We start from the raw sequence: 18624 nt of genomic DNA, 5'->3' as shown, positions 1-18624 counted from the left end.
GAAAGGTCCTTCATTGGGTCTTGCTGATGAAAAGTGTCGCGAGAGGCGGTAGTACCAGTCGTAGTGATTGGGGTTGGCCTTGCGCGGCGTGCTCGCTGGCCAGCATGGTGCGGTCATTGCTGACGCCACTGCCGCCGTAGGTCACCGCATCCGTGTTCAGTATCTCACGATAGTGGCCGGCTGCAGGCACGCCCAGATGGTAATCATGACGCACTACGGGCGTAAAATTGCTGACGCAGATCACAACGTTTCCCTGCTGATCGCGGCGCAACCACGCGATGATACTGTGATCGCGATCCATTCCGTTCAGCCATGCGAAACCTGATTGTTCGAAATCGACCTGGTGCAGGGCGGAGAATTTCCGGTAAATACGGTTGAGGTCGCGGACAAGGTTCTGCATGCCCCGATGCGGTGCATGGTTCAGAAGATGCCAGTCCAGGGACTGGTCGTGGTTCCATTCGGCGGATTGCGCGAACTCATTACCCATGAACAACAGCTTTTTGCCAGGGTGCCCAAACATGAACCCGTAATAGGCGCGCAGGTTGGCGAAGCGCTGGAATTCGTCGCCGGGCATCCGTCCGAGCAGCGAGCGTTTGCCGTGGACCACTTCGTCGTGCGACAGCGGCAACAGGAAGTTCTCGCTGAACGCATAGACAAGACCAAACGTCAGTTTGTCATGGTGATAGCGCCGATGAATCGGATCTTCCTGCACGTAGCGCAAGGTATCGTTCATCCAGCCCATGTTCCATTTGTAGGTAAACCCCAGACCGCCACTAAACACAGGCCGGGAGACACCGGGCCAGGAGGTGGATTCTTCGGCTAGCGAGATTGCGCCATGAGCATGAATGATCTCATTAAAGCGCTGCAGAAATTCGACAGCCTCCAGATTCTCGTTTCCGCCGTGTTTGTTTGGTAGCCAGTCACCGGCTTCGCGCGAGTAGTCGAGATACAACATTGATGCGACAGCATCGACGCGCAATCCGTCGACATGCATTTTGTCGATCCAGTAGAGTGCGCTGCCAATGAGGTAGTTAACCACTTCACGGCGGCCGAAATTGAAGATGAGCGTGCCCCAATCGGCGTGCTCACCCTTGCGTGGATCGGCATGTTCGTAGAGTGCGGTGCCGTCGAAGCGTGCCAGGCCGTGTTCGTCGCGCGGAAAGTGCGCGGGTACCCAGTCGACTATGACGCCTATTCCGGCCTGGTGACAACGATCAACGAAATGCCGGAAGTCGTCGGGTGTGCCGAATCGTTGTGTTGGCGCGTACAGGCCGATCGGTTGGTAACCCCATGAGCCGTCAAAGGGATGCTCGCTGATCGGCAACAGCTCAATGTGGGTAAAACCCATGTCGAGCACGTAATCGATCAGTTCATCAGCAAGCTCGTGCCACTGCAAATAGCGATTGCCTTCATCAGCCCGTCGTCGCCATGAGCCTGCGTGAACTTCGTAGATAGACAATGGTGCGTCCAGCCTCGGACCTGCGTGCCGGCCGCGTTGCCATGCGTCGTCTTGCCACGTGTAATTGCTGGTGTAAACCACGGCAGCATTGCCTGGCGGCGGTTCCGAAAAATTGGCCAGCGGATCGCTCTTCAACGGCAACAATTTGCCATCGCGGTCCAGCAGTTCGAACTTGTACAGGTCGCCGTGACCGACGCCCGGTATGAATATTTCCCAAAGGCCGTTGCCCGGGTGAAAACGCATCGGGTGACGCCGGCCGTCCCAGTCGTTAAAACTGCCGACGACGCTGACGCGCGACGCGTTCGGTGCCCATACCGCGAAACGCGTACCAGTCGTGCCGGCGACGGTGACCGCTCTGGCTCCCAGCGTACGGTTTATCTCCAGGTGCGTACCTTCACCCAGCAAGTGCAAGTCCAACTCACCAAGCGTCGATGGAAACGCATACGGGTCATCAATCGTGTAGTGCTTGCCCGGGGCGAGTTCTATGCGCAGCCGGTAACGGCGCAGACGCGGCGGGAAGCGGGCCTCGAACAGACCGGCGGGGTGGGTCCGTTGCATAGTGGCCAGTACGGCACCGTTGCGATCAAGCAATTCGATGGCAACGGCCTGCGGCTGAAACGTGCGCACCACGCGTCCGTCTGCCGCAGCGTGCACGCCAAGTACCGAGAAGGGGTCGCCATGCCGGCCGTCGACCAATGCGGCGTATTCGTTATTCAATGCCGGCCCCGTCTGCGTACGGTAGGTGCAGCACAAAGAGCCGCTGATCGTGACTCAGGCCACACAGGACAGAGACTACGGAATGCAGAACGGCTTGAGTCACGCGCGGCTCGTAAGGGGCAGAACAATCATGTGAACACCGGGACTGGCACCTAGCGCGTGAAATGCAGGTGTTGCCCGAGCATGTCGGGCGTCACGAGTGTGATGCCGCTTTTCGTCACCCGAAAACCCCGGGCGCGATCAGCCTCGGCATCGATGCCTATTTCGGTGCCTTCGGCGATGACCGCACCGCGGTCGATGATCGCCCGCCGGATTCGGCAGTGCCGGCCAATTTCGGCATCCGGCAGAATAACCGAGTCGTCGATCTGGCTGTAAGAACGCACGCGGACGTTTGAAAACAGCACTGAACGACTGACGCGCGCTCCAGAGACAACGCAGCCTGCGGAGACCATGGACTGGATGGCGATGCCGCGCCGGTCAGGGTCATCGAAGACAAACTTCGCCGGCGGCAACTGCTCCTGAGTCGAAAGAATGGGCCAGCGGTCGTCGTATAGATTGAGCTGCGGGGTCACCGATATCAGTTCCATATTGGCATCCCAGAACGCATCGAGCGTTCCAACATCCCGCCAGTAAGCTTGTTGTCCGGTTTCGGGATCCCTAAACGGGTAGGCCTGCACATGGTACTTGTTAATGATTGACGGAATGATGTCGCGGCCGAAGTCGTGGCTGGTACCCGGCGTGTCGGCGTCTTTGATGACCTGCTCGTAGAGGAAGTCAGTGTTGAAAACGTAGTTACCCATCGAGGCCAGGCAGAGTTCTGTCTGGCCGGGTATCGGAGTCGGGTTCTCCGGCTTTTCGTCGAACGCGATAACCCGACCATTGTCGTCGACCGTCATGACGCCGAGCGCACCGGCTGCTTCGGCAATCGGTACTTCGATACAGCAAACGGTCATGTCCGCCCCGGTCTCGGAATGCGCAGCAAGCAGTGGGCCATAGTCCATCTTGTACACGTGGTCGCCGGCCAGGATCAGTACCATGCCGGGTTTGTGCGTTCGAATGATATCCAGGTTCTGATAAACGGCGTCGGCCGTACCCCGGTACCACTCGCCACCGATACGCTGCGACGCGGGCAGGATTTCGACAAACTCACGCCCGCTTGGTCGCAAGGCAGTCCATCCGTGCACGAGGTGGCGAATCAACGAGTGCGCTTTGTACTGGGTCAGTACGCCGATGCGCCGAATGCCGGAATTGACGCAGTTGGATAAGGGGAAGTCGATAATACGCAGCTTGCCGCCGAAATACAGAGACGGCTTGGCACGCCAGGCCGTCAGCTCGAAGAGCCGGGAGCCTTGTCCACCGGCAAGTATCAATGCGAGTGTGTCGCGCGTCAGACGGCTGACATAGCGCGCGTCGTCCAGTTGCTCCGGTGCATCCATCCCTTGCATCCCCGTTCAGTTTCGGCCCAACCAGTGTAGCGCAAAAAATTGCCGGGACGTGGCGGGTAATTGCACCGTTCGAGGGCAAGTGGCAAACGATCGGAGTATGGCAATCCGCGAGGCGCTTCGCGTAGTATTGCAGCCATGCCAGCTGCACTCACCATCAGTGATCTGAACAAGTCGTATTCGGGCGGTTTCCAGGCACTTAAGAACGTTTCTCTGGAGATCGATCACGGCGAAATTTTCGCCTTGCTGGGCCCCAATGGTGCCGGCAAAACGACCTTGATCAGTATCGTCTGCGGGATCGTCAACGCGTCTTCCGGCTCGGTGCTGGTAAACGGTCATGACATCGTTCGGGACTTCCGGATCACCCGTTCGCTGATCGGGCTGGTTCCTCAGGAATTGTCCACGGATACGTTTGAAACGGTGCTGGCGACCGTCACTTTCAGTCGCGGATTGTTCGGTCTGGCACCGAACCCTGAGCACATCGAGAAGGTCTTGCGTTCATTGTCTTTGTGGGACAGGCGTGACAGCAAAATTCTGACGCTGTCCGGCGGCATGAAGAGGCGTGTATTGATCGCGAAAGCATTGGCCCATGAACCGCGCATCCTGTTTCTGGACGAACCGACCGCGGGAGTGGATGTCGAGTTGCGCCAGGACATGTGGGCGATCGTACGGTCACTGCAGGAATCCGGGGTGACAGTCATTCTGACGACGCATTACATTGAGGAGGCCGAACAGATGGCCGACCGGGTTGGTGTCATCAACAATGGCGAAGTTATTCTGGTACAGGAGAAGCAACGCCTGATGCAGGAACTCGGTAAACGCCAGCTGGTCCTGCAACTGCAGGATACATTAACGGCAATTCCTGAGTGTCTGGCCGAATTCCACCTGGAGCTTGCGGAGTCTGGCAGCGAGCTTATTTACACTTACGATACGCAGGGTGAACGTACCGGGATAACCGCATTGCTGGCGGAACTCAGTCGTGCCGGCATCAAATTCAATGACCTGAACACCTCGCAGAGTTCGCTCGAAGAAATCTTTGTCGACCTCGTGAAGAAAAGCACATGAATTTCCGTGCGGTAAAAGCCATTTACGCTTTTGAGATGGCGCGCACGCGACGTACGCTGTTTCAGAGCATCGTATCGCCGGTTATTTCGACATCGCTTTACTTCGTCATATTCGGTTCCGCGATTGGTTCGCGTATCGATGAAATTGATGGTGTAAGTTATGGCTCGTTTATTGTGCCGGGCCTGGTCATGCTGTCGTTGCTGACGGAGAGTGTTTCCAACGCGTCATTCGGTATTTTCTTTCCGCGTTTCAGCGGGACCATTTACGAGTTGTTGTCGGCACCGGTTACCTGGGTCGAAACGTTGCTTGGCTATGCCGGTGCTGCGGCGAGCAAGTCGCTGATTCTTGCGGCTATTATTCTTACTACGGCGAACCTGTTCGTTGATGTGCAGATTGCCCACCCATTTTGGATGCTTACCTTCCTGGTATTGACCGCTGTATCGTTCAGCCTCTTCGGCTTTATTCTGGGTATCTGGGCGGATGGCTTTGAGAAGCTGCAGATTGTGCCGATGCTGATCATCACGCCGCTGACGTTTCTGGGCGGCAGTTTTTACTCGATCAGCATGCTGCCTCCGTTTTGGCAGACCGTTACCTTGTTCAACCCGGTTGTCTACCTGATCAGCGGCTTCCGCTGGAGCTTTTATGAGAACGCCGACGTCAGTGTGGCACTTAGTTTCGGGATGACCTGCGTGTTTCTTGTGGTCTGCATCCTTATTGTTCGCTGGATGTTTACGAGCGGTTATCGACTGCGTTCCTGACGCAGTTTGTCCAATTCCAGCAGCGTGCGTAGCAGGGTATTCGCGCCGTTCGCAAGGGCGTCCGGGAGGGGCGGGCTGAGGTTTATACCTCGGCTAGTGTCAACGCCGGGCACGATGATCAATCCAAGCGGTGCGAGCGCAGGTATGCCGTGTGCAGCATGACGGCAGTCACCATGCAGACCTACGTGGGACAACTGCAGTTGGCTGGTTGCTATGCCAATAGCCTCTGAGATCTTCGGGTCAGTATCTCTCGCTGGCAATGCCAGAACCCGTGCCATGTTAAAGCGCGTGCCGGTTTCTTCGCCAATACGGTCAGCTAGCCCGTGAACGGCCGCAAACAGCGTGTCGACTTCGTCCATGCGCTGAGCGCACAGGTGGAGGCGAAACCGGGTATCGGCAGCAGCATTGTGGGTTACCCGGGGTAAGGTCGGGACCAGCTCGGGTTTGCGCGTTGCAGGTGCCGACTGTTCAAGATCAGCGACGGCCGCCGAGAATTGGCTGGCGGCTTCCAGCAGTTGTCGGTGCTGTTCAGCAGTTGTCGGGTCACTGTCGTCGCTCACCAGGCGGACGTTCCAGCGCTGAATGGCGGCAAGACGCTGGACAACACCGAGAGCGGCATTGCCCGGCGGCAGCACCTCGTCGTGCCCGACCTGAACTTCGAGGTACGCGGCGATGCTGCCTGCAGCCCGTTGATTGATCGCAAGCTCGTCCAGGTCGTCGTCCGGCATGCGGCTTGCACTATCTGCCCAGACGATGATTTCGAGCGGGTGATCGAGCACCGTGCCGTTGTCATGCAGGGTTCGGGCAACTTCGACGGCGGCCATGGCGCCTGCGAGGCCAGCACAAAGGGCATGAGGCGATGGCCGGTCGATGCGTGATCCCATGACCAGTGCTGGCCAGGCATGTCTGCCGTTCACCCTGCCGATCAGGTTTCCCGCCGCATCGCTGTGGGTCATCATCCCGGCGTCTTGCAGGTGTCTCGTCAGCTGGCGCAACACAGCGCGGTGAGCAGTACTGTTGATAGCACTGCTGGAACAATCGTAAGGTGCTTGCAGGGTCGACTCCAGTCGCGCAAGGCTGCTGGACAGGCGGTGTTTATCTACCAGCATGCCGCCAGATGCGCAAACGGCGCTGGCTGACAGTGTCAGCAAGATGGCGCCGACACATTCGCTCAGGTTACGTGTACGACGTGCAGTTCGCATGGGCATCATGGTCTCACAAGCCTATGTAGTGGACGGGCACGCGCTCAGCAGGAGTCCGCCGGTCTTGTACAATCGCGTGTCCGGTTGCGGCACGAGGATATTACATGAGCGGCAAAGCCATACAGGATCACTACGCCGAAAGCAGCAGCCATTGTTATGGGTGCGGGTACAGCAACCAGTCCGGCCATCAGCTGAAAAGTTACTGGAACGGGGGCGCATCGACGGCACGTTTCACCCCTGATGCCAAATATGTCGCTGTGCCGGGCTTTGTCTACGGCGGCCTGATCGCCTCGTTGATCGACTGTCATGGCACGGCGACTGCCGCTGCTGCCTTGTGCCAGTCGCAGAATCGCGAACTCGGCGACGGGCCTGTACCGCGGTTCGTTACCGCTTCGCTGAAAGTGGATTACCTCAAGCCAACGCCACTCGGTCCCGAACTGGAACTTGCCGCGATGGCTATTGACGTCAAGGATCGAAAGGTGGTGGTCGACATCAAGTTGAGTGCCAACGGGGTGCAATGTGCGAGCGGGAAGGTCGTTGCGGTCCTGATGCCAGCGGGCATGCTGGACCACAACGACTAACCCGTTGCTCAGCTTATGGCGTCAATGATTCCGTTCAGGGTGCGGCTCGGGCGCATGGCGGCGCTTACCCGGGTGCGGTCCGGGTGGTAGTAGCCCCAGATATCAACGGGCTTGCCTTGCGCCGCGTTGAGTTCATCCACAATTTGCGATTCCTTCGCCGTTAGCTGACTCGCAATCGGCGCGAAGCGCGCTTTGAGGGCCTGGTCTTCGTCTTGCTCCGCCAGGGCCTGAGCCCAATAGAGTGCAAGGTAGAAATGACTGCCGCGGCTGTCTATTTCGCCAACTTTCCGCGATGGAGACTTGTTGTTCAGCAGGAATTGGCTGTTGGCCGCATGCAATGCGTTGGCGAGCACGGTGGCCGCTTTGTTCGCTGTCTTTTCGGCGATGTCTTCAAGTGACACGGCCAATGCCAGAAACTCGCCGAGTGAATCCCAGCGCAAATGCCCTTCTTCCAGGAACTGCTGCACGTGTTTCGGTGCCGAACCGCCGGCACCGGTTTCGAACAGGCCGCCGCCGGCGAGCAGGGGTACGATGGACAACATCTTCGCGCTGGTGCCAAGTTCCAGGATCGGGAACAAGTCCGTCAAATAGTCGCGCAGGACGTTGCCGGTCACTGAGATAGTGTCTTCGCCGGCTTTGACCCGTTGCAGCGTGTAATGCATTGCCTCCATCGGCGACTTGATCAGGATGTCGAGCCCGGCGGTGTCATGGTCTTGCAGGTATTCGTTAACTTTCGCAATCAATGCGCGATCGTGTGCCCGCTGGTCATCGAGCCAGAATACAGCAGGGTTTCCAGTCGCCTTGGCACGGCTGACGGCGAGTCGCACCCAGTCACGGATCGGCAGATCACGGGTTTGGCACATGCGCCAGATATCGCCCTGTTCAACTGCGTGTTCCAGCAAAGTCGCGCCATTGTCATCGACAACCCGGACTGTGCCATTGGCCGGTATCTCGAAGGTCTTGTCATGCGAACCGTACTCTTCGGCCTTTTGTGCCATCAGGCCGACGTTGGCGACATTGCCCATTGTGGTGGGGTCGAACGCACCGTGCTCGCGACAGAAATCAATCACGGCCTGATAAATACCCGCGTAGCTGCGGTCGGGGATCATGGCAAGAGTGTCGCCAAGTTTTCCGTCCGGGCCCCACATTTTGCCGGACGAGCGGATGGCGGCGGGCATGGAGGCATCAATGATCACGTCGCTGGGGACGTGCAGGTTGGTGATTCCTTTATCGGAATCAACCATCGCGAGGGCAGGCCGCTTCGCGTACAGCGCGTCAATGTCGGCTTCGATCGCGGAACGCTGTTCAGCGGGCAGTTCCGCAATGCTGCTGTACAGATCGCCAACACCGTTGTTCGGGTCAACGCCAATCTTCGTGAACAGGTCTGCGTACTTCTCGAATACCGGTGCGTAGAAAACCGTTACTGCATGGCCAAACATGATCGGGTCGGATACTTTCATCATGGTTGCTTTCAAGTGCAGCGAGAGCAGTACGTTCTCGTCGGCGGCCCGTTGCACCTGCTCGGCGAAGAACGCGCGCAGTGCTGAACAACTCATGACCGAGGCGTCGATAACCTCGCCCTCTTGCACGGCCGTTGATTCTTTCAGCACGGTGACGTTGTTGTCGGTGGCGACGAGCTCGATGCGGACGGTACCGGCTTTGGCAATAACTGCGGAGGCTTCGCTGCTGTAATAGTCGCCGTCCTGCATGTGCGCAATACGCGATTTCGAATCCTTGCTCCAGGCGCCCATGGAGTGCGGGTGTCGCTTCGCAAACTCCTTGACGGCGGTTGCAACCCGGCGATCCGAATTGCCTTCGCGCAGCACGGGGTTTACTGCACTACCGAGCACTTTGCCGTAGCGCGCTTTGATCGCCCGTTCCTGATCATTCCTGGGTTCTTCAGGGTAATCCGGGACGTCAAAGCCCTGTGCTTGCAGCTCGCGTATGGCTGCCGACAGCTGGGGAATGGATGCGCTGATATTCGGCAGCTTGATGATATTGGCCTCTGGCGTCTTCGCGAGTTCACCGAGCTCGGCCAGAGCGTCTGCCTGAGTCTGCTCGTGCGCCAGTCGTTCCGGAAAGTTCGCCAGGATGCGACCTGCCAGGGAAATGTCGCGGGTTTCCAGGTTGACGCCTGCGGTGCTGGCGAAAGCCGCAACGATAGGCAGCAATGAGTACGTGGCAAGTGCGGGTGCTTCGTCGGTTTCGGTGTAGATAATCTTGGCAATGGTCATGCGTGCTCCTGGCGTTCCGCACCGTATCGATGCGGCAATAGCTGATATTTCGTTGTTGAGCCCAGCCCGGAGCCTGCGTTGCCAGCCGGTATTGCGGGGCGAGTTAGCAGCGCCAGGGCACCCGGCGAACCCGGGAGTTTACGTAGGATTGGGGCAAGGGGCAAAAACTGGCAAGCCCGGCGCAGCGCGCAGGAGGTCGGTCGTGATCCGCGATCAATGGATCGACAGTCGTCAACAACGATCAACAGGCAATGTTTTATCTTCGTGGGCTGGCCATCGCGTTTCATCACCCGGACTCCGGCTCGACATTTCGAAGCAAGACCGGGCAGAATTCGCGAGTCCGGCCATCTTTGTGAGCGCGGTTGTTCGCGATACAGGTATGCGGCATCCGTATTCGGTGCGAGCAGGCAACTGTGCGAAGTTCTGCGCAAGTTGGGGGCCATTTCGGAAAAGAGTTTCAGCAGTTACCGTTCGTCCGGCGTGGCAGCGTCCGGCGACGGCATACTGACAGCAAGTGCAGCCGTACGCAGGCCGAATGGCATTCGCACAGCGTGCAAACACATTACGAACAACAGATTCGCCCTGTGGAGGGCCAGTTGCCATGCAAGATAACCAACATCCGCGTTCGCTGGTCCTGAGTATGTCGTGTCCGGACCGTGGTGGCATCGTGGCGGCCATCACGGGTTTCATCGCCGACAGTGGCGGATCCATTACCGAGACCGCGCATTTCGTCGACCGCTGGACAGAGCGCTCTTTCATGCGGGCATCCTTTTCCGGATCCGCGCTCGCCAGCCGAGAGACGTTAGCCGATCGTTTCGCGGTGATAGCAGAGCAGTTCGACATGGACTGGCATCTGTACGACGCCGAACAACGTTGCCGCGTGTTGCTGGCCGTGTCGAAGCAGGGGCACGTACTGAACAATCTGCTGCATCGCTGGAGTATTGGCTCGCTGCCTATCGATATCGTCGGTGTGGTGTCGAACCATCCGGACATGCGTTCTCTCACGGAATGGTACAAGCTGCCCTACCACTATCTGCCCGTTACGCCGGGTGACAAGGCGGCGCAGGAGCGCCAGATACTGGAGCTGTTCGCGAGCACCGGAGCTGACCTGTTGGCCCTCGCGCGGTACATGCAGATTCTTTCTGCTGACGCCTGTGAGACCTTGGCGGGGCGGGCGATTAACATTCACCACTCGTTCTTGCCGGGATTCAAAGGTGCAAAACCTTACCATCAGGCTCACGAACGCGGTGTAAAGATCATTGGCGCGACGGCACACTTCGTGACGACGGATCTGGACGAAGGCCCGATAATCGAACAGGGCGTTGAGCGGGTTGACCACACCATGGGGCCTGACGAGCTGGCCAAAATAGGTCATGATCTGGAAAGCGTCGTGTTCACCCGAGCGGTTCGCTGGTTCGCGGAACACCGCATCTTTCCGAGTGGAAGCCGCACGGTAGTGTTGCGGTCCTGATTGTTCGTGTTTCTGTCAGCAGCCAGTTCAGAATTGAGTTACCTCTATGATCGAATCTACAGTCGTTGATATGCGCGCCCCCTATCTCATCATGATAGGCGATGTTCACGATCCTCTGTATGCCAAGACCGGCTTCGGCATCGTGCAGTGGCGCCGGGATCAGGTTGCGGGACAATTGCGCTTTGCCGGTTGCCCCGTCGATATGGGGGTGCCCGATCTTACAGTGCAGGAGGCCAAGGCCGCGGGCGCTGCCAGTCTGGTCATTGGTGTTGCACCGGTCGGCGGCGAAATCCCGGAAAGCTGGTGGGCGGTCATCGAGGAAGCCGCTGCGGCGGGTCTCGATATCGTATGCGGCCTGCATATTCGTTTGCAGGACTATCCCGCGATTGTCGAGGCCGCCAATGTCTCCGGCGCCCGACTCATAGATGTCCGGGTTCCACCGCGGAAGTTGCCGGTAGGGACGGGCAGGAAGCGCAGTGGCAAGCGTGTGCTGATGGTCGGCACGGATTGCGCCGTCGGCAAAAAGTACTCAGCGCTGGCGCTGGATCAGGCGTTGCGAGGGGCCGGCATCAAATCCACCTTTCGGGCCACTGGCCAAACAGGAATCATGATTGCGGGTAGCGGCATACCTATTGATGCCGTGGTTTCGGACTTCGTGTCCGGCGCGGCAGAGTTGTTGTCGCCCGATAACGAAGCTGACCATTGGGACGTAATTGAAGGCCAGGGTTCGTTATTTCACCCAGGCTATGCTGCGGTCAGTCTTGGTTTGCTGCACGGTTCGCAACCCGATGCCATTGTGTTGTGTCACGAAGCAGGCCGAACTGAAATTGATGAGTGGGATGGCTTCACGTTGCCCGGCATTGCCGAGTGCATTGCGTTGAATCTTTTGAACGGCAAACTGACCAACCCGTCAATACGGTGTGTCGGTGTCAGCGTCAACACGTCGTCTCTGCCGGCTGCCGAGCGCGAGGGATGGCTGGCCGCATTGAGCGCAGAAACCGGTTTGCCCTGTGTCGACCCACTGGTTGAAGGCATGCAGGCCATTGTCAACAACATGCTGAGTTCCTGAGACAACTTATGGATATCAAGCTCAAAGTCGAAGACTGGGAACTCCGCCAGCCTTTTCGGATTACCGGCGAAGAATGGCGTCACTCGACCTGCATCACCGTTGAGTTACAGGATGGTGATTATATTGGCCGAGGTGAAGCGCAAGGCGTTTCGTACCTGGGAGAAACAGCCGACACGATTGTCGCGCAGATCAATTCCGTTGCCGATGACGTGCGTGCCGGCGTGAGCCGTGAGGAGTTGCAAACGCGCCTGCCCAGCGGGGGTGCGCGAAACGCTATAGATTGTGCCTTGTGGGACCTCGAGGCGAAGAGCAGCGGACAAACTATCTGGACCTTGACCGGTATTGAGCCGCAACCGGTAACGACTGTTTTCACCATTGGTATTGAGGAGACCGCCGAGGCAATGGCGGCCAAAGCGGCCGGTGCTGCAGAATACCCGGTATTGAAGGTCAAGCTCGACAACAAACAGCCTTATGAACGACTTGCGGCAATACGCGCCGCAAGACCCGATGCGCGCATCGTTGTGGATGCGAATCAGGGCTGGACGTTTGAGTTGCTGTGCGAATTATTGCCGCGTTGTGTGGAGCTTGAGATCGACATGGTCGAACAACCGCTGCCAAGAGGGCAGGACGAACAGCTGGATGGCTTCAATTCGCCGGTGACACTCGCTGCCGACGAGTCTTGCCAGGATTGCAGCGAACTGGAAACGGCTGCCAGACGTTACGACATGATCAACATCAAGCTGGACAAGACCGGCGGCTTGACGGAAGCGCTGCGGCTGGCCAGGGCGGCACGCGAGGCAGGCTGCAAGTTGATGGTCGGCAACATGCTCGGCACATCGCTCAGCATGGCTCCATCCTTCGTGATTGCCCAGTTGTGTGATTTTGTCGATATTGACGGCCCCCTGTTGATGAAAGAAGACCGTATACACGGCTTGCGTTACAAGGCCGGCGAAGTGGCTGTGTTCGACAGGGATTTATGGGGTTAGTCGCCATTTTGCTGGCCGTGCATGCCTGTGCGGTCACGCAACGCGATTCGGAAATTGTCTTGGAAGTCAGTTGTTTCGCGTGTTGTTTGCCTGGGCCGTCGCCAATTGGCGTCAGGTAAAAATTATTAAAATCAATTACTTATGACCACGCCGTGGTCGACCGTAGGCGAATTGCGACGGTTAACGCCATTGCCCGCCAAGTACCCGGTACGCGCGTTGTCGCTGTTGTGAAACGTCGCTGTCTGTGGCGCCCGGGTGCCGGGCGTTTCACGGTTCGCAATCGAGAGAGCGACTGATACTTCATCGTCTGGCATGACGATTGCATTTTCCTTGGTGCGCGACAAGCAATGTCGCGATTGTCTAATGCTGGAAGGAGAGAGCGATGAAGAAAATACTTGTGACGATTGGCGCACTGACTCTGGCAACGGGTATGGCCTTTGCCGGCGATTCAAAGGAAGCGAAGTCATTCAGCGAGATCGACACCAACAAGGATGGCGTCATCACCCAAACCGAAGCTTCAGTTGATCGCGAGCTGGTTGCGCACTTTAGCAATGCGGATGCGGATCAGAACGGCTTCCTGACACCAAGCGAGTTCGATACGCTCAAGGATGAAATGGAAGAAGCGGAATAACTGATCTTCTGCTAACGAAAAAGGCCCCGGTATCGGGGCCTTTTTCTATCTTGCGCAAGCCACTACGGGATCGCAACGGCAGTTTGCGGTCAACGCCAGGTGCCGGCGTCGTTGTCGAGCTGTAAATTCAAACCGCTTCGATAATGGTTGCGATGCCTTGGCCGACACCGATGCACATCGTGCACAGCGCGTAGCGTCCACCGCTGGCTTTCAGTTGATAGGCAGCTGTCGTGATCAGGCGTGCACCGGACATGCCGAGCGGGTGGCCCAGTGCGATTGCGCCACCGTTAGGGTTGACGTGCGCAGCGTCATCATCCAGTCCGAGCATCCGCAGGACAGCCAACGATTGCGAAGCGAATGCTTCATTGAGTTCGATCGTGTCCATTTGTTCGATCGTCAGCCCGGCTTGCGCGAGCGCTTTCTGACTGGCTGGTCCAGGGCCGATACCCATGATTCGCGGTTCAACACCCGCCACAGCCGACGTTACGACGCGCGCAAGCGGTGTCAGTCCAAAGTTTTTCACCGAGTCGGCGGAGGCCAGCAACAATGCACACGCGCCGTCGTTCACACCCGAGGCGTTCCCTGCGGAAACCGTACCGTTTTCGCGGAATGGGGTTCCCAAGCTGGCGAGCTTGTCGAGTGACGTTTCCCGGGGGTGTTCGTCCTGGGTTACCAACAGCGGGTCTGCTTTCCGCTGCGGAACTTCAACAGGAATAATCTCGGTATCAAAAAAGCCTCGGGCACGAGCAGCCGCCGTCTTCTGCTGACTGCGCAGGGCGAACGCGTCCTGATCTGCACGGCTCACTTTGAATTGTTCGGCGACGTTCTCGCCAGTCTCCGGCATCGAATCGACTCCGTACTGCTTTTTCAGCAGGGGATTGACGAAGCGCCAGCCGATTGTTGTGTCATATATTTCCGCGTTGCGGCTGAATGGGCTGCTGGCTTTCGGTTGTACGAATGGTGCTCGTGACATCGATTCCACGCCGCCGGCGATCAGCAGGCCGGCTTCACCGCATTTGATCGTGCGCGCCGCCATGGCGACGGCGTCCATACCGGATCCGCACAGGCGATTAAGCGTTACGCCGGGTACGTTGTGTGGTAACCCGGCCAGCAACGTGGACATGCGGGCGACGTTGCGGTTGTCTTCTCCAGCCTGATTGGCGCAGCCATACAGGACGTCGTCGATCAAGGCGGGGTCAATGTTTTGGTTGCGGGCGACAAGGGCGCGAATGGGAATTGCACCGAGGTCGTCGGCGCGCACACTCGACAGGGCTCCCCCGTAACGGCCAATGGGAGTACGTACGGCATCGCAGATGAATGCGTCTGACATGGGTGATTCCTTGAGTTTGATAGTGAAGAACGGTCTGCTCAGGCCTGATCGTAATCCAGTTCTACGGAATCGGTCAGCGGCATGGATTGGCAGGTGAGTATAAACCCTTGCTCAACTTCCCACGGTTCCAGGGAGTAGTTGATTGCCATTTCGACTTCGCCCTTGCTGAGCTTCACCCGACAGGTGGAGCATACGCCGCCCTTGCACGAATAGGGGAGGTCGAGCCCTGCGTCGGCAGCGGCGTCGAGGATGGACGGTTCATCGCCTTTCATGTGGAACTTCTGTCGGTGACCGTCGAGCACTACCTGAACTTCTATACCATCGGCTGGTACTTCTTGCCGCCTTGGTGAGGCTGGTAGCGGCTCGCGAAGAATTGCTCTGAACCGTTCGGCATGCACCTTTTCTTGCGGGTAGTTCAGCGAGTGCAGAGCGTCGCTTACTGCGTCGATCATTGCGTTCGGGCCGCATATGAAGATGTCATCGGGTCGGCTTTGTTCGAGGAACGCGGCATGCAATGCCTGCACTTTTTCACCGTCCAGTCGACCCTGGTACAACTCCACCTCACTGGGTTCCTGACTCATTATGAAGTGCAGGGATACCCGAGCTGGGTATTGATTTTTGAGCGCCCACAAATCTTCCATGAACATCGTCGTCGCGCGACTGCGATTGCCGTAGAAAATAACAAAGCGGCTTTGCGCCTCGGTTTCAAGCACAGTCTTTGCTATCGAAAGAACGGGCGTAATACCGCTGCCGGCTACAAAAGCAGCATAGACCTTGGATTGGTCTGGCTTGAGTTCGGTGTAGAAGTGGCCGGACGGCGGCATGATTTCCAGCGTGCCCTCAGGCTGCACTTCATCCGCCAGGTAATTGGAGAATATGCCATCTGGTTGCACTCGCACCCCGATCCGCAACGTGTCTTCACCAACGCTGCTGCAAATCGAGTACGTGCGGCGCACGTCGTTCTTGCCAATGACGGCGCGAACGGGCAGGTGTTGACCTTGCTGATAGCGAAAGTCCGCACGCACTTCGTCGGGGACCGACAGTTCAATACAAATGGCATCATTGGCCGTTGCAGTCTTGCTTACAACGGTCGCGGGATAGTACTTACGCATGTTTTATTCTCAGATACATTTGAAGTACTCGAACGGCTCCAGGCAGTCGCCGCACTTGTACGCTGCTTTGCAGGGGGTGGATCCAAATTCGCTGACTTTGACAGAATTTGTGCTGTGGCACCGCGGACAGGCGATTCGTAAGTCATCACCGCGCAATGATTTCTTGGCGGTACTGCCGGCTGGTGGGGCAATGCCGTATTCGGCAAGCTTTCTTCGACCTTCAGCGCTGATCCAGTCTGTGGTCCAGGGCGGTGACAATGCACGGTGTACGTGAACGTCGGTAATGCCATTGGCCCGCAAGTGTTCGTAAACGCTGGCTTCGATAACTTCGGTAGCAGGGCAAGCGGAGTAGGTCGGTGTCAGGGTTACGGTGACTTTTTCGCCATCGATAACAACGTCACGAACGATGCCGAGATCGGCAATACTCAGGATTGGAATCTCGGGATCGGGTACTTCGCTAAGTAGCTTATAGACGTCCGCAATTACCACGCTGCACCTGGGTAGGCCCGCTGCATATATTGCATTTCAGCCAGCAGATAGCCCAGGTGCTCCGTGTGTCTGCCATGCTTGCCACCGGTATCCATCCAGGCATCCTGAGGCCTTGTCAAGGTTGCCTCCTGCAGCGCTTGTTGAACGAAATCATTCCACGGCGCCTGCAGCGCTGCCGGATTCGGGCCGACATTCTCGGCAGCGGCCCATTCGTCGATTTCGTCTGCGATGAACATTTCCCCGGTGAACCGCCACAGGTCATCGATCGCTTTCTGCATTCGGTCATGGCTCTCGTCCGTGCCGTCACCAAGACGTATCAGCCACTGCCGCGTATGACGCAACTGATAAGCAACTTCCTTGACGGCGCGCGCGGCGATCTCGGCAATGCGTTTGTCCGAAGAACGGGTCAATTCGTCCAGCTGAATCTGGTAGGCGCTTAGAAACAGGAACTGGCGGGCGATCGTGCAGGCAAAATCACCATTGGGCTGTTCGACTAGGAGAAGGTTGCGAAAATCGATTTGGTCGCGCAAAAACGCCAATTGATCTTCGTCACGCCCCTGACCTTCGATTTCGGCAGCGTAGGTATAAAACATCCGCGCCTGACCGACGCAGTCCAGCGCGAAATTCGCCAACGCCATCTCTTCTTCGAGTTCAGGCGCGCGGGTTACCAACTCGCCCAGACGTTGACCGGAAACCAGGGCGTTGTCGCCCAGTCTCAGCAGGTATTCGAAATGCGGCTTCGTGCTCACAGGTTTTCAATTCCGTCCGGGACTTCGTAAAAAGTCGGGTGGCGGTAAATTTTGTCTTCCGCCGGTTCGAAAAGTGCCGAAGAGTCCGCCGGATCAGAAGCCGTTATGTCTGTCGAAGCAACGACCCAGATGCTTACCCCTTCGCTGCGTCGCGTGTACAGGTCGCGGGCGTGATCAAGCGCCATTGCTTTGTCAGCCGCATGCAAACTGCCGACGTGCCGGTGGCTAAGCCCGGCCTTGGCGCGGATAAAGACTTCGTACAGCGGCCATTCCTGTTGACTCATTTCTCTTTCCTGTAATTCAGGCAGCTTTGCGAGCTGCTTGTTTGGCGGCATAGGCGCGTGCTGCTTCGCGAACCCAGGCGCCATTCGCGTGCGCCTCTTTGCGTCGATTCAGTCGTTCGCGATTGCACGGGCCGTTGCCGGCTAATACATCGAAAAACTCCTGCCAGTTTATTTCGCCGAAGCGATAATGTCCTGCCTCCTCGTCCCACTGCAGATCGTCGTCCGGGATACGCAGGCCGAGGTGTTCCGCCTGCGGTACAGAGGCATCAACGAACTTCTGGCGCAGCTCGTCATTACTGAATCGTTTGATTTTCCAGGCCATCGACTGTGCACTGTGTTCGGAGTCCGCGTCGCTGGGACCAAACATCATAAGTGCAGGCCACCACCAGCGGTTCAGTGCGTCCTGCGCCATGCGCTTTTGCTCGGCATTGCCACGGCTGAGACTCAACATGATTTCGAAGCCCTGGCGCTGATGGAAACTCTCTTCTTTACAGACTTTGACCATCGCGCGTGCGTAGGGGCCGTACGAACAGCGGCACAGCGGGATCTGGTTCATTATCGCAGCACCGTCCACCAACCAGCCTACGGCGCCGATATCGGCCCAGGTCAGGGTGGGGTAGTTAAAAATGCTGGAGTATTTGGCTTTGCCACTGAGCAGTTGCTCGGTAAGTTCGTCGCGCGATACGCCAAGCGTTTCCGCGGCGCTGTACAAGTAGAGTCCGTGACCTGCTTCGTCCTGCACTTTCGCGAGCAGAATGGCTTTTCGGCGCAGGCTCGGCGCGCGCGTAATCCAGTTACCCTCCGGCAACATGCCAACAATCTCGGAGTGCGCATGTTGCGATATTTGTCGGATCAGCGTTTTTCGGTAGGCTTCCGGCATCCAGTCTTTGGGTTCGACCTTCTCTTCGGCGTCGACACGCTGTTGGAAAGCAACCATGCGTGCCGCTCCGTCCACTGGCTGAGCGACGGGGTCGCTTTGTTGGTCGAGGCCTTGCGTGTACATGCTGTTCTCCTGAATGCTGGCCGGCAATTATGAAACAAAAAA

At 57.6% G+C, this 18624-nt stretch carries 18 protein-coding genes; 7 read left to right on the top strand and 11 right to left on the bottom strand.

The features are described 5' to 3' along the window. Positions 1-10: 10 nt before the first annotated feature. Positions 11-2176 (bottom strand): 1,4-alpha-glucan branching protein GlgB, encoded by a 2166-nt coding sequence (gene glgB / locus BA177_RS11525; protein ID WP_068616364.1) that lies wholly within the window; start codon positions 2174-2176, stop codon positions 11-13. 152 nt (positions 2177-2328) lie between these two features. After that, complete coding sequence (gene glgC / locus BA177_RS11520; RefSeq protein WP_231892437.1) at positions 2329-3621, bottom strand: glucose-1-phosphate adenylyltransferase; 1293 nt, start codon at positions 3619-3621, stop codon at positions 2329-2331. A gap of 135 nt (positions 3622-3756) precedes the next feature. Here glgC and BA177_RS11515 point away from each other — a divergent pair, with 135 nt between their 5' ends. Continuing rightward, positions 3757-4683: an ABC transporter ATP-binding protein gene (locus tag BA177_RS11515; RefSeq protein WP_068616362.1), complete on the top strand. Its 927-nt coding sequence runs from the start codon at positions 3757-3759 to the stop codon at positions 4681-4683. Then, positions 4680-5441, top strand: a complete 762-nt coding sequence (locus tag BA177_RS11510) for an ABC transporter permease (RefSeq protein WP_068616360.1) — start codon at positions 4680-4682, stop codon at positions 5439-5441. Before BA177_RS11515 ends, BA177_RS11510 begins: the two co-directional genes overlap by 4 nt. On the opposite strand, the gene BA177_RS11505 is transcribed toward BA177_RS11510, so the two are convergent. Further along, a complete protein-coding gene (locus tag BA177_RS11505; protein ID WP_156762793.1) occupies positions 5423-6652 on the bottom strand; it encodes a zinc-binding metallopeptidase family protein in 1230 nt (409 codons plus the stop codon). The genes BA177_RS11510 and BA177_RS11505 overlap by 19 nt on opposite strands. A gap of 95 nt (positions 6653-6747) precedes the next feature. Here BA177_RS11505 and BA177_RS11500 point away from each other — a divergent pair, with 95 nt between their 5' ends. After that, positions 6748-7224, top strand: a complete 477-nt coding sequence (locus tag BA177_RS11500) for a PaaI family thioesterase (RefSeq protein ID WP_068616357.1) — start codon at positions 6748-6750, stop codon at positions 7222-7224. 8 nt (positions 7225-7232) lie between these two features. Here the strand turns inward: BA177_RS11500 and BA177_RS11495 are convergent, their stop codons facing one another. Continuing rightward, entirely contained in the window at positions 7233-9458 is a 2226-nt protein-coding gene (locus tag BA177_RS11495; protein ID WP_068616355.1) for an NADP-dependent isocitrate dehydrogenase, read from the bottom strand. A gap of 601 nt (positions 9459-10059) precedes the next feature. On the opposite strand from BA177_RS11495, the gene purU reads away from it, so the two are divergent. From purU to dgcA, 3 genes are read left to right on the top strand one after another with little or no spacing between them, the layout of a single operon-like run. Continuing rightward, positions 10060-10929 carry a formyltetrahydrofolate deformylase gene (gene purU / locus BA177_RS11490; protein WP_068616353.1) on the top strand — a complete coding sequence of 290 codons (870 nt, stop codon included), beginning with the start codon at positions 10060-10062 and terminating at the stop codon, positions 10927-10929. A 46-nt stretch (positions 10930-10975) separates the two neighbouring features. Continuing rightward, positions 10976-11998, top strand: coding sequence for a DUF1611 domain-containing protein (locus BA177_RS11485; RefSeq protein ID WP_068616351.1), 1023 nt, complete (start codon positions 10976-10978; stop codon positions 11996-11998). A gap of 8 nt (positions 11999-12006) precedes the next feature. Beyond that, positions 12007-12984 (top strand): N-acetyl-D-Glu racemase DgcA, encoded by a 978-nt coding sequence (gene dgcA, locus BA177_RS11480; RefSeq protein WP_068616349.1) that lies wholly within the window; start codon positions 12007-12009, stop codon positions 12982-12984. Positions 12985-13115: 131 nt separating this feature from the next. On the opposite strand, the gene BA177_RS18785 is transcribed toward dgcA, so the two are convergent. Next, a complete protein-coding gene (locus BA177_RS18785; protein WP_197492996.1) occupies positions 13116-13298 on the bottom strand; it encodes a hypothetical protein in 183 nt (60 codons plus the stop codon). 68 nt (positions 13299-13366) lie between these two features. Between BA177_RS18785 and BA177_RS11470 the strand changes: the two genes are divergently transcribed. Beyond that, the gene (locus BA177_RS11470) at positions 13367-13615 is read left to right on the top strand and encodes an EF-hand domain-containing protein (RefSeq protein WP_068616345.1); all 249 of its coding nucleotides are present in this window, start codon (positions 13367-13369) and stop codon (positions 13613-13615) included. 127 nt (positions 13616-13742) lie between these two features. Here the strand turns inward: BA177_RS11470 and pcaF are convergent, their stop codons facing one another. Genes pcaF through paaA form a run of 6 tightly spaced genes read right to left on the bottom strand, consistent with a single transcriptional unit; the run spans position 13743 to position 18582 of the window. Further along, the gene (gene pcaF, locus BA177_RS11465; protein ID WP_068616344.1) at positions 13743-14945 is read right to left on the bottom strand and encodes a 3-oxoadipyl-CoA thiolase; all 1203 of its coding nucleotides are present in this window, start codon (positions 14943-14945) and stop codon (positions 13743-13745) included. A 38-nt stretch (positions 14946-14983) separates the two neighbouring features. Next, positions 14984-16057, bottom strand: a complete 1074-nt coding sequence (locus BA177_RS11460) for a 2Fe-2S iron-sulfur cluster-binding protein (protein WP_068616342.1) — start codon at positions 16055-16057, stop codon at positions 14984-14986. A gap of 9 nt (positions 16058-16066) precedes the next feature. Beyond that, entirely contained in the window at positions 16067-16546 is a 480-nt protein-coding gene (paaD, locus tag BA177_RS11455) for a 1,2-phenylacetyl-CoA epoxidase subunit PaaD (RefSeq protein ID WP_156762792.1), read from the bottom strand. Then, the gene (gene paaC / locus BA177_RS11450; protein ID WP_068616338.1) at positions 16540-17295 is read right to left on the bottom strand and encodes a 1,2-phenylacetyl-CoA epoxidase subunit PaaC; all 756 of its coding nucleotides are present in this window, start codon (positions 17293-17295) and stop codon (positions 16540-16542) included. Before paaC ends, paaD begins: the two co-directional genes overlap by 7 nt. Beyond that, a complete protein-coding gene (gene paaB, locus BA177_RS11445) occupies positions 17292-17579 on the bottom strand; it encodes a 1,2-phenylacetyl-CoA epoxidase subunit PaaB (protein ID WP_068616337.1) in 288 nt (95 codons plus the stop codon). Before paaB ends, paaC begins: the two co-directional genes overlap by 4 nt. Before the next feature lie 16 nt (positions 17580-17595). After that, complete coding sequence (gene paaA / locus BA177_RS11440; protein ID WP_068616335.1) at positions 17596-18582, bottom strand: 1,2-phenylacetyl-CoA epoxidase subunit PaaA; 987 nt, start codon at positions 18580-18582, stop codon at positions 17596-17598. Between the last annotated feature and the right edge of the window lie 42 nt (positions 18583-18624).

The sequence above is a fragment of the Woeseia oceani genome (genome assembly GCF_001677435.1).
Taxonomy (GTDB): domain Bacteria; phylum Pseudomonadota; class Gammaproteobacteria; order Steroidobacterales; family Woeseiaceae; genus Woeseia; species Woeseia oceani.
This window is presented reverse-complemented; position numbering and strand designations above follow the sequence as displayed.

Excerpts from the sequence above, each read along its gene's own strand:
- paaB (WP_068616337.1), bottom strand. The coding sequence starts at position 17,579 with ATGAGTCAACAGGAATGGCCGCTGTACGAAGTCTTTATCCGCGCCAAG.
- BA177_RS11460 (WP_068616342.1), bottom strand. The coding sequence starts at position 16,057 with ATGCGTAAGTACTATCCCGCGACCGTTGTAAGCAAGACTGCAACGGCC.
- paaA (WP_068616335.1), bottom strand. The coding sequence starts at position 18,582 with ATGTACACGCAAGGCCTCGACCAACAAAGCGACCCCGTCGCTCAGCCA.
- BA177_RS11510 (WP_068616360.1), top strand. The coding sequence starts at position 4,680 with ATGAATTTCCGTGCGGTAAAAGCCATTTACGCTTTTGAGATGGCGCGC.
- BA177_RS11495 (WP_068616355.1), bottom strand. The coding sequence starts at position 9,458 with ATGACCATTGCCAAGATTATCTACACCGAAACCGACGAAGCACCCGCA.
- BA177_RS11470 (WP_068616345.1), top strand. The coding sequence starts at position 13,367 with ATGAAGAAAATACTTGTGACGATTGGCGCACTGACTCTGGCAACGGGT.
- BA177_RS18785 (WP_197492996.1), bottom strand. The coding sequence starts at position 13,298 with ATGCCAGACGATGAAGTATCAGTCGCTCTCTCGATTGCGAACCGTGAA.
- BA177_RS11505 (WP_156762793.1), bottom strand. The coding sequence starts at position 6,652 with ATGATGCCCATGCGAACTGCACGTCGTACACGTAACCTGAGCGAATGT.
- pcaF (WP_068616344.1), bottom strand. The coding sequence starts at position 14,945 with ATGTCAGACGCATTCATCTGCGATGCCGTACGTACTCCCATTGGCCGT.
- BA177_RS11485 (WP_068616351.1), top strand. The coding sequence starts at position 10,976 with ATGATCGAATCTACAGTCGTTGATATGCGCGCCCCCTATCTCATCATG.
- dgcA (WP_068616349.1), top strand. The coding sequence starts at position 12,007 with ATGGATATCAAGCTCAAAGTCGAAGACTGGGAACTCCGCCAGCCTTTT.
- purU (WP_068616353.1), top strand. The coding sequence starts at position 10,060 with ATGCAAGATAACCAACATCCGCGTTCGCTGGTCCTGAGTATGTCGTGT.
- BA177_RS11515 (WP_068616362.1), top strand. The coding sequence starts at position 3,757 with ATGCCAGCTGCACTCACCATCAGTGATCTGAACAAGTCGTATTCGGGC.
- glgC (WP_231892437.1), bottom strand. The coding sequence starts at position 3,621 with ATGCAAGGGATGGATGCACCGGAGCAACTGGACGACGCGCGCTATGTC.
- BA177_RS11500 (WP_068616357.1), top strand. The coding sequence starts at position 6,748 with ATGAGCGGCAAAGCCATACAGGATCACTACGCCGAAAGCAGCAGCCAT.